Below are 9,279 nucleotides of genomic sequence, written 5' to 3'. Positions count from 1 at the left end.
CGAAGAAGCCATCCGGCCAGGTCAGGCGAGTGCGGCGTCCGGCCAGGTCATATTGATAGCTGACGGTCTTGGCGAGCGGGTTCTGGGTCTCGCTGATTAGCCGGCTGAGCGCGTCCCAAGTCCGGGTCATCGAGCCGCCGGCGGTGATGGACGCAGAGGTCAGACGGCCCAGGTTGTCATAGGCGTAGGCGCGCGCCGCCATGCTGCCGCCGGTCACCGACGTCTGGCGCCCCAGGGCGTCGTAGCTCGAGGTGAAGGTGTTGCCGCCGCGATTGCGGTAGGTCAGCAACTGGCCGGCGGCGTCGTAGGAGTACAGCTCATAGTCATTGATGTTGGAGCCGCCGCCCGTGGCGTTGGGATAGTTCATCCTCGCCAGCCGGTCGTAGCCGTCATAGATCAGGGTCGTGACGTTGCCTTTGCCGTCCGTCAGAGTAACCGGCTTGCCGTTGGCGTTGTAGGTCGCACGTTCGACGACATCGCCGGCGCCCACTGCGGCCGTTGTGGAAATCAGCTGCGAGGCGGCGTCGTACCCATACTTGGTGATCCGGTCCGGGCCAAAGCTTCCCGCCGTCCCGGCCGAACAGGCCGAGGCGGGCGGGCTGGCGAAGGTCGCCGGGTTCATGCGAACCGTTTCGCAGTCGACCCGCCCAAGCGCGTCGTAGCTTGTCTGGACCAGCGCGTGTGTCGTCGAGCCGGACTGCTGCCGCTGATGCGTCGGCCGTCCATAGGTGTCGTAGGTCGTTGCGGACTTCTGGAGGCTGGCGAAGGCGGCCCACAGAGCGTCGCTCGTCCCGGTCACGGTGCCCGCCTCGGCAAGCGTGACCTGACCGTTGGCGTTATAGGCGTAGCGCTGCGATCGGCGCAGCAGCGGACCGGTCCCATCGGGGTCGGGGCCGACGACCCCCACCAGCTGGCGCGCGTTGTCGTAGCGATAGAGGGTGGTGTCCGCCGTTCCAGCCAGCGGGCCGTTGACGGAGGCTACGTCGCCGTTGGGCGTATAGGTCATCGTCGTCGTGGCGCTCAACGAGCCGTCGCCCGCACCCGTCGTCACCGTGGTGGGCAACAGGTTGTTGGCGACGTTGGCCGCGCCATAGACGATCGACGTCTTCACTTCATTGGCCGCGCCCGCGCAACTCGTGCCGGTCGTGCATTCCGAGATCGAAACCGGCAGGGTCACGGATGATGACGCTGCGACCAGGGCGCCCGAGGCGTTCTGGTATCGCGCCGTCTGCGGGGCATAGGCGATGCGGGTCTGCGGCCGCGCCGCGCCGCTGGTCGGCGCCGGGAGGGTGATGCTGGTTATCCCGCCGTGGGTCGGGTCGTAGGCGTAGTTGGTGGTGTTCCCCCGCTCATCGGTCGTCGAGGTCGGCAGGTTGCAGGTGACGGTGTTGGCGCAACTGGCCGGGTACGTCGCAGACGTCGTCAGCGGCGTCGCCGTTACCGAGGGCGGCGGGGTGGCTGTGGTCAGGGTGACGTTGCCGCGCGCATCATAGGTGTAGCTGGTGGCGTTCAGGGCCGGATAGGTCACCTTGGTGACCCGGCGATTGGAGTCGTAGGCGTAGCTTGTCGTGCGATTAAGCGGGTCCTTGAGGGACGTCAGCAGACCCGTCGTCGTATTGACCAGGGCGGTCGTCACGCCGGCGTTCGGATCGGTGATCGTTACCGTTCGGACGCCGCCCGCCTCGCTGTAGGCGTAGTTCCAGACAGACCCGCCCTGCGTCACCGAGGTGACGCGCGTACTGTCGATCGTGTATTTGACTGCATCCACCGTGGGGTTTTGGGGCAGACGCAGGACAAGCTGGTTGGTCCCGTTCGAGCCGTAGAAAGTGACGCGGCCGCTCTGGTCCGTGATCTTGCCGCCGTCAAAGGTCACGCTCGGCCAGGTCTCCGCGCAAGAGGTCGGACCAGCGCCGCATTGAGCCTTGTTGTAGGCGGTGACGCTTTTAAGGTTCTGCCACTGCGAATAGGTGAGGTAGTTGGGATTTGAGGCGAGCTGATAGTCGAAGCGCAGCGCGTATCCGAAGTTATTGCTGACCTCGCGCAGGCGGATAACCCAGAATTTCTGGTCTTCCGGGGTGCCCTGAACCTCGCCCCATTCCTCGGCTATTTCATAGTAGAAGGAGATAGTCTCGCCATTCGGTCGGCGGATATTTGCTAAGCGTGCTTCATCGGCGAGGTGAACACGGACGCCCAGCCTTTGATCAGCCAGATTCTTATCAAAGCGGTACTCTACGCCGTCGCTGGTTCGATAGGTGTAGGACGATCCGGATAGGGTGAGCGTCTGGCCGACATTGCGGGCCGGCGTGTAGGTTGTCCCGGATTTGGTGAAGACGTCCGTGACGCCTCCGATACTGATCGACAGGATGGAACGGTTCGTGCCTGTCGCCGTCATCGTACCGGTGACGTTGTCGCGCCAAAAGCCGCTCACATATGTACGGTCATAGGACAGCCCGCCTGCGCCAGGCTGTCCGATCGAAATCAGGCTGGTGTTGCGGACGGGACGTCCTGTCAGCAGGTCTACGCCGCGCCCATCGACGCTGTAGTCCGTCGGCGGCGGCGTCAGCATGGCGTTCTGAGCTTGAGCTTCAAAGCCCCCGCCCAGCGTGATCGCTAGAGCCGATGTTCCGATAAGATAGCCGAGGCGTTTCATGATGCGCCCTTTTTTGATTTGTTCAGCGGGGAGGCTGAAGGCGCGCTACAGCGCGGCGCTTGCCTGGTTTGGTGGGAAGCCGATGTCGAGGCAGGGCCTTTTCCGGGCCCCGCCTCGAACCGGGTCACACTTGGATGCAGTGATCCTTCCCCGGCGGCGGGGTGCAGCCCGGAGGAGGCGTGATGGTCCCCGTCGAGGTCACCTGGAAGGTTCGCGCGACGCCGCCGACGGTGAGCGTGCCGGAGGTGGAATAGCCGGCCGCAATGGCCCGAACCTGGATTTGAACCGTCTGGCCGTTCGTCACTGTGCCTGCGGAGGTCTGCCAGGCGCCGCCGTTAATGCGGTACTCGCCGCCGGAGATGGAAATCGGCGTCGGCGCGTTGATGCCTGAAATGGCCGGGCTCAGGGATTGCGCCCACGTATGGGGCGCGACGGTTTGAGCAGGCCCTAGGTCATAGGCGTTCGGCGTGGTGTCCACGAGCGCCTTGACCTGGAATGTTCCGGCGACCCCGCCGATAGTGAGCGTCGCCGTGACGCTGCCGCCCCCGGTCGCTGGGGCTTGGGCGCGGACTTGAACCGTCTGGCCCGCCGTGACTGTGCCCGAGGCGCTGGTCCAGGCGCCGCCGTTGATGCGGTACTGACCATTCGAGATCGTCACCGGCACGGCGGCGCTGATGCCGCTGACCGTAATCGTGTTCGAGGCCGCCCAGGCGCCAGAGGCGGCGCTCGTGGGTCCGCCGAGATGGAAGGGCTGAGGCGTCACACCCGCCGTCGCCGTGGTTCGCTGCGTGCGGTTGCCGGCGGCGTCGTAGACGTAGGTCGTTGTAAGCCCGGGGGAACGAGCCACCATGACGAGGCGGCCGAGTGCATCATACTCGTAGGTCGCAGCGGATTGTGCGGCGGCGCTCGATGAAGCAACGGCTAGGATGCCGGCCATCAACATCGGCAGCCGCCTCCGCACGAGCTGACTGTAATCGAAGTCCATACCGACGCCCCCAACACTGTTACGCTTGCATCAGGTGTAGGCGACAGAACCTCAGTTTTCAAAAGTGATGTTACTGATATTTGTGGATAACGAGCGGCGGTCGGGAAGATCCATCTCGTCCTCGCCTAGCGGGTCCGAACCCGTGCGGCGCACGGTCCGCTCGTTTTGGTTCAGGGACGGCGGGGACTGCATCGCCAGATCTTGTGGTTGCGTATGCGCAAGCAACTCGATCCGCGTCAGCCACAGGCCGATAATCCGCGGCACGCGCAGTCACGACAACGTGCAGATCCGTGGATATTCTGGGCGGCGAGGCGAATCCAGGCAGAGTGGAAGATGAGGACCATCTCTACCGCTAAGCTAGATCTGCTGGTGGTCGCTTCCTAGTTTTCGCTAAAAGCGATGAGGCGAGTCATTTTTAGCTGAATTTCCTTTGCTTAAATGGGATTTTTTATACTGCTTTATTGAGAGCCAAGTGGATGGGATTGTTAGGAATAGAAAAGTAACTATTCTCGCGATCCACCCATCGCTAACAATGTAACTTATAAATCCTGCCCAAATAATCATTGAAGCAACGGCTGTTGCGAATATGTTTTTACTGATTTTCATCATTCGCATCCAAGATCGTAAAGCTTTGGCGTTCGCATGGCGACGTTTGCATTCAAATTTGCATTTGCAACCGCGCCAGCTCGATTGATCGATCCACCACTAAATCCCGGATCGGTGCCTATAAAATTATAGCTTCCAGTGAAGCCAGCGAGAGCGACAACCGTTGCAGATACGCCTACGTTTGCTGAAACAGCTCGTCCGCTGGGGGGAGCCATATTCCAATTAGTGCCGGATTGGAATTGGGGGCCTCTAGTCAAGCCCAAGCCTAAACCAACACCTACTAAACCAGATAGGCCAACTCTACCGTTCGCAATATCAATGGTACCACCACCAGATACTGAGAAACCGAATCCACGATATGCATCAGCCCCATATCCCAGATCAAACTCTGGTAGGCGGCAAACCTCTTTTCGAACTGTTTCCTTTAGCCATTTGGCCATTCCGCCTCCACCGGTGGCGCCGCTTCCAGTGCGGCCGGCGTCGCCAAAACTAATGCTAGGCCCGCCGATGGTTACCGATCGTTTCGCGGTCACCGTGCATTCAGATTGGGAAGATGGGTCAATCTTATCAAAGCCATCCATGCTTACGATTTCACACAGCCCCCACGGATCCGCCAAGTTTAGTGGATCTGCGCCCACATAGGCGTAGAGGTTGGGGCCGTCGCCATAGCCGATGGGATCGGTCTGCATGAAGCGCCCGAGCTGGGGCGCATAGACGCGAGCCTTGTAGTTGTACGTTTGAGCCTGAGGCAGCCATATCTGGCCGGTGTACTGGAACAGGCCCGCATTGCCCGAGCCTGGCTGGCCGTACTCGTCATAGGTGTTGCGGCTCAGAATCCCGCCGGTTCCGTTGGTGTAGGCCGTCACCGAAAACCGCTCGTCCGCCAGCAGCCAGCGCCGGTCGGTCAGGCCAGCGCCTTCATAGGCCGTAACCGTCTCGTCCATGGCGAGGCCGGGCACATAGCGGCGCAGGATGGCGCCCGCCGCGTTGTATTCGGCTATCGGCCGCGCCCCGTCGTGCAACAGGCGGGTCGTTCCCATCTGGCTCATCCGGCCTGCGGGATCGTAGGCGAAGCTCGTCGCCGTGCCGCCGACCGTGGCCGAGGTCATCTGGTTCAGGTTGTCGTAAGCATAGGTCCCCATGGACGGGGCCGAGGTGATGTTCTGGCGGGCGTCGTAAGCGACCGCCGAGCCGCCAACGTTGGTCACCTGGTTGCGGCCGTTGTTGGCGTAGCTGACCGTACCTGCAGCGGGCGCATAGGCGTAGGCCGTGTTCGACATCACCCGCGTCACAATCTGCCCGGCGGGATTATAGGTGTAGGTCAGGGTCTGATCATCGGCCGTGCCCGGCAGGTCGTGCTTCAACTGGCTGAGGTGTCCAGCCGCGTTATAGGTCCAGGTGGTGCTCGCCCCATTGGCGCGGGTCATGGCGGTGCGCCGGCCGAGATTGTCGTAGTTCGACGCCGCGAGGGTCCAGTCGGTCGCGCCGTTCTCGCGGATGGCGGTCAGGTCGCCGACGGTGTTGTAGTCGTAGTTGACGAAGAAGCCGTCCGGCCAGGTCAGGCGGGTGCGGCGTCCGGCCAGATCGTATTGATAGCTGACGGTCTTGGCGAGCGGGTTCTGGGTCTCGCTGGTCAGACGGCCGAGCGCATCCCAAGTCCGGGTCATCGATCCGCCGGCGGTGATCGAGGCCGATGTCAGACGGCCCAGGTTGTCATAGGCGTAAGCGCGCGCCGCCATGCTGCCGCCGGTCACCGACGTCTGGCGCCCCAGGGCGTCGTAACCCGAGGTGAAGGTGTTGCCGCCGCGATTGCGATAGGTCAGCAACTGGTCGGCGGCGTCATAGGAATACAGCTCATAGTCGTAGATGTCTGACGTTCCGCCGCCTGCGGCGTTGGGATAGTTCATCCTCGCCAGCCGGTCGAAGCCGTCATAGATCAGCGTCGTGACATTGCCCTTGCCGTCGGTCAGGCTGATCGGCTTGCCGTTCAGGCTGTAGGTCGCACGCTCGGTGATCGGATCCACGCCCACCCCCGAGATGGTCGAGGTCAACTGCGAAGCGGCGTCGTAGCCGTACTTCGTGATCCGGTCCGGGCCGAAGCTTCCAACGGTCCCGGCCGAACAGGCCGCAGGCGGGCTGGCGAAGATCGCCGGGTTCATGCGCGTCGTCACGCAGTCGGCCCGGCCTGCGGCGTCATAGCTCGTCTGCACTAGCGCATGGGTGGTCGAGCCGGACTGCAGGCGTTGATGCGTCGGTCGGCCATAGTTGTCGTAGGTCGTGGTCGTCTTCTGAAGCGGGGCGAAGGCAGCCCAGAGGGCGTCGCTCGTCCCCGTCACTGTACCGACTTCGGCGAGTGTGACCTGGCCGCGTGGATTGTAGGTGTAGCGCTCGGCCCGTCGCAGCAGCGGACCGGTTCCGTCCGGATCGGGGCCGATGACGCCGATCAATCGGCGCGCATTGTCGTAGCGATAGATCGTGGTGTCGGCCGTCCCGGCCAAGGGGCCGTTGATCGTGGCCACATCGCCGTTCGGCGTATAGGTCATCGTGGTCGTGGCGCTCAGCGAACCGTTCCCGGCCCCCGTCGTCACCGAGGTGGGCAGCAGGTTGTTGGCCACGCCCGAGGCTCCGTAGACGATCGACGTTTTCACCTCATTGGCAGTTCCGGCGCAGGTCGTGCCGGTCGTGCATGCCGAGACCGACACCGGCAAGGTCACGGCCGACGTCGCAGCCGCCAGCACGCCTGAGGAGTCCTTGTGCCAGGCCGTCTGCGGCGCATAGGTAATGCGGGTCTGCGGCCGCGCCGCCCCTGCGGTGGGCGCCGGCGCGGTGATGGTCAGCACGCCGCCGTGCGTGGCGTCGTAGGTGTAGTTGGTGGTGTTTCCGAGCGCGTCCGTCGTCGAGGTCGGCTGGTTGCAGGTCACCGGATTGGCGCAGGTCGCCGGATAGACCGCCGAGGTGGTGACGTTGGCCAGCCCCGTTCCTGGCTTCGGGACGTGCAGCACCTGGGTGACGTTGCCGCGCGCGTCGTACGTCAGTTCGCCGTAGTCGCCTTCCGGCTGCGTCACCCGTTTCAGGCGGCGCTGGGGGTCGTAGGTGTAGGACGTGGTGCGGTTGACGGCCGGCGTCGTAGAAACTCTTTCGGTCACCGATGTCGCCCGGCCGACCGTCTGGTCCGAAACGACCGTCAGCATCTGCCCCAGCGGGCCGGTGGCTGTCGTCGTCCGCGTCGTCCCGGCATCCGCGTAGGCGTAGTTCCATGTGCCGCTCGCCGTCGTGACGGAAGATGTCTTGCCAGCTGCGTGGGCGATCGTCAGGTCATCGACAGCAGAGCCTGGAAGGCGGACAGATATCAGCTGCCCATCGGTGCTGTCGTAGCCGTAACTGGTCGTTCTGCCGACTTGATCCGTGCTGGTCGTGATCCGACCGCCATATGCGCCCGAGTCATAGCTCACGCTCGGCCAGTTGCCGGTCTCTGGGCAACCGCCGCCGTTAGGAGAGCAGCCGGAAACTGCTAAATTAATGCCTGTTGCGCCGATACGCCTCAGCCAGGTCGAATGGACTTCTCTCGCCGTCTCCGGGACGTCGTCGGCGGCATATTGAAAATTGATCTGATAGCCGAAGTTATTGCTGACCGCTTCCAGACGCACCACGCTTGCCCATCTCAGGCAGGGCGGAAGACTTTCGTCGGGACCAACGATGCGATCCCGAAAGGTGCAATAGGTCGCGCCTCTCCAGTGATAGGTCAGAAGCTCCCCACTAGGGCGTTTAACGCTTCTGATCATGCCATTGGTTGCGGCGTAAGGTGATGTGTAATTACTATACCCGGTCGTGTACTCAACCTTCGTTCCGTCTGAGGTCGTTAGGGTCAATATGCCGCCCGACTCAGTCAGTGTCGCTCCCCGATTCGAGGCTGGGATGAAGGTTGAGCCGGATTTCGTAAAGACCTCAGAGACGCCGCCCAGGGACGCCGTATAGACCGATCCCGCGATGCGAATCGTCCCTGCCAGGGTGTCGCGCCAGCCGCCGTTGGTCCAGATACGGCCGTGGGCGATCCCGCCCTGGGCCGGATCGCCGATCACAATGTCATTAACCTGATAGGCGAACTGACCCGTCACCAGATCCACGCCGTTGGCGTCGAGCGTATAGTGTTCGGGCGGTGTCGGCTGTTGCTGGGCCCACGCGGAAGATGCGAAAAGAGCGCTGCTCGCCAGCAAGGCGAGTTTGAGCGTGGTCTTCATTGTACGCCTCCCAAAGCGTCGGGGGAGGTCGAAGGGGTTCCAGTCTCGGGGTGAGCGGGAGCTTCTGCCTCTAACTCTGCCGACGTCTCTCGGAGATCGACCGATTGGACTTGAGCCGGGTTCGTGAAGGCGGTCGTCGAAGCTCCCGTCGCTCTGCTCGCACGGTTATCGGCCTTATCGAGAACATAGGTCGTCGTCTGGCTCGCAGAGCCCGTCGTACGGGTGACGCCAGTCAGGCGACCATGCACGTCGTAAGCGTAGGTCTGCGTCTGCTGCGCAGAAGCGCTTGCCGCAGTGGCTGCCAGCACGGCAACCCCCAGAAATGCTGTCCGACCGATCATTTCGCCCTCCCATCTCAGAAATCACGGTTTCTCTGGAGGGAAGGGAATGGTCAAGCTTGGGGCGCGATATTCACGGGAATGTTAGGTTGGCGGGTGCGACTTATGCTCTTCGCGAAGCATCAAGTCTTTTAATAGCGAAGGAGATTGATGTCGGAGTTGTGCTCTCTCTCCGGGGCGCCGCGCGACGACCCAAACGGGACGCTTGAGTTGCTCTTGCGGCCAATCCAGCGCGCGGAGTGGTTATTCTAGAAGACGGGTTGGCGGTACGTTCAATGCCTTGGCCAAACGGCTCTGCGCGCGCACTGTCGGATTGCGGGCGCCGCGTTCCAGATCGCTGAGATAGCTCCGCTTCATTCCGGATCGGAAGGCCAACTCTTCCTGAGTGAGGCCGGCTTCAACCCGCAGGCCGCGAACGGCTTGCCCGAGATGGAGAACCAAATCCTCCTGAGTCGCAGCGCT

General features: G+C 62.7%; 3 protein-coding genes and 1 pseudogene. All 4 read right to left on the bottom strand.

What is annotated here, in order from left to right; genetic code table 11:
* Window positions 1-2,650, bottom strand: a pseudogene (locus ACWIDZ_RS15020) (hypothetical protein); the annotation flags it as partial.
* Window positions 2,651-2,774: 124 nt separating this feature from the next.
* The gene (locus tag ACWIDZ_RS15015) at window positions 2,775-3,500 is read right to left on the bottom strand and encodes a hypothetical protein (protein ID WP_453989897.1); all 726 of its coding nucleotides are present in this window, start codon (window positions 3,498-3,500) and stop codon (window positions 2,775-2,777) included.
* Window positions 3,501-4,240: 740 nt separating this feature from the next.
* Window positions 4,241-8,479, bottom strand: coding sequence for an RHS repeat domain-containing protein (locus ACWIDZ_RS15010; protein WP_453989899.1), 4,239 nt, complete (start codon window positions 8,477-8,479; stop codon window positions 4,241-4,243).
* Between the two features lie 581 nt (window positions 8,480-9,060).
* Complete coding sequence (locus tag ACWIDZ_RS15005; RefSeq protein WP_453989901.1) at window positions 9,061-9,258, bottom strand: helix-turn-helix domain-containing protein; 198 nt, start codon at window positions 9,256-9,258, stop codon at window positions 9,061-9,063.
* Between the last annotated feature and the right edge of the window lie 21 nt (window positions 9,259-9,279).

It is taken from the genome of Brevundimonas sp. NPDC055311, from assembly GCF_053645695.1.
The sequence above is the reverse complement of the archived record's forward strand: the minus strand, read 5'-3'. Positions and strand labels throughout refer to the sequence as shown.

Excerpts from the sequence above, each read along its gene's own strand:
- ACWIDZ_RS15015 (WP_453989897.1), bottom strand. The coding sequence starts at position 3,500 with ATGGTGGCTCGTTCCCCCGGGCTTACAACGACCTACGTCTACGACGCC.
- ACWIDZ_RS15010 (WP_453989899.1), bottom strand. The coding sequence starts at position 8,479 with ATGAAGACCACGCTCAAACTCGCCTTGCTGGCGAGCAGCGCTCTTTTC.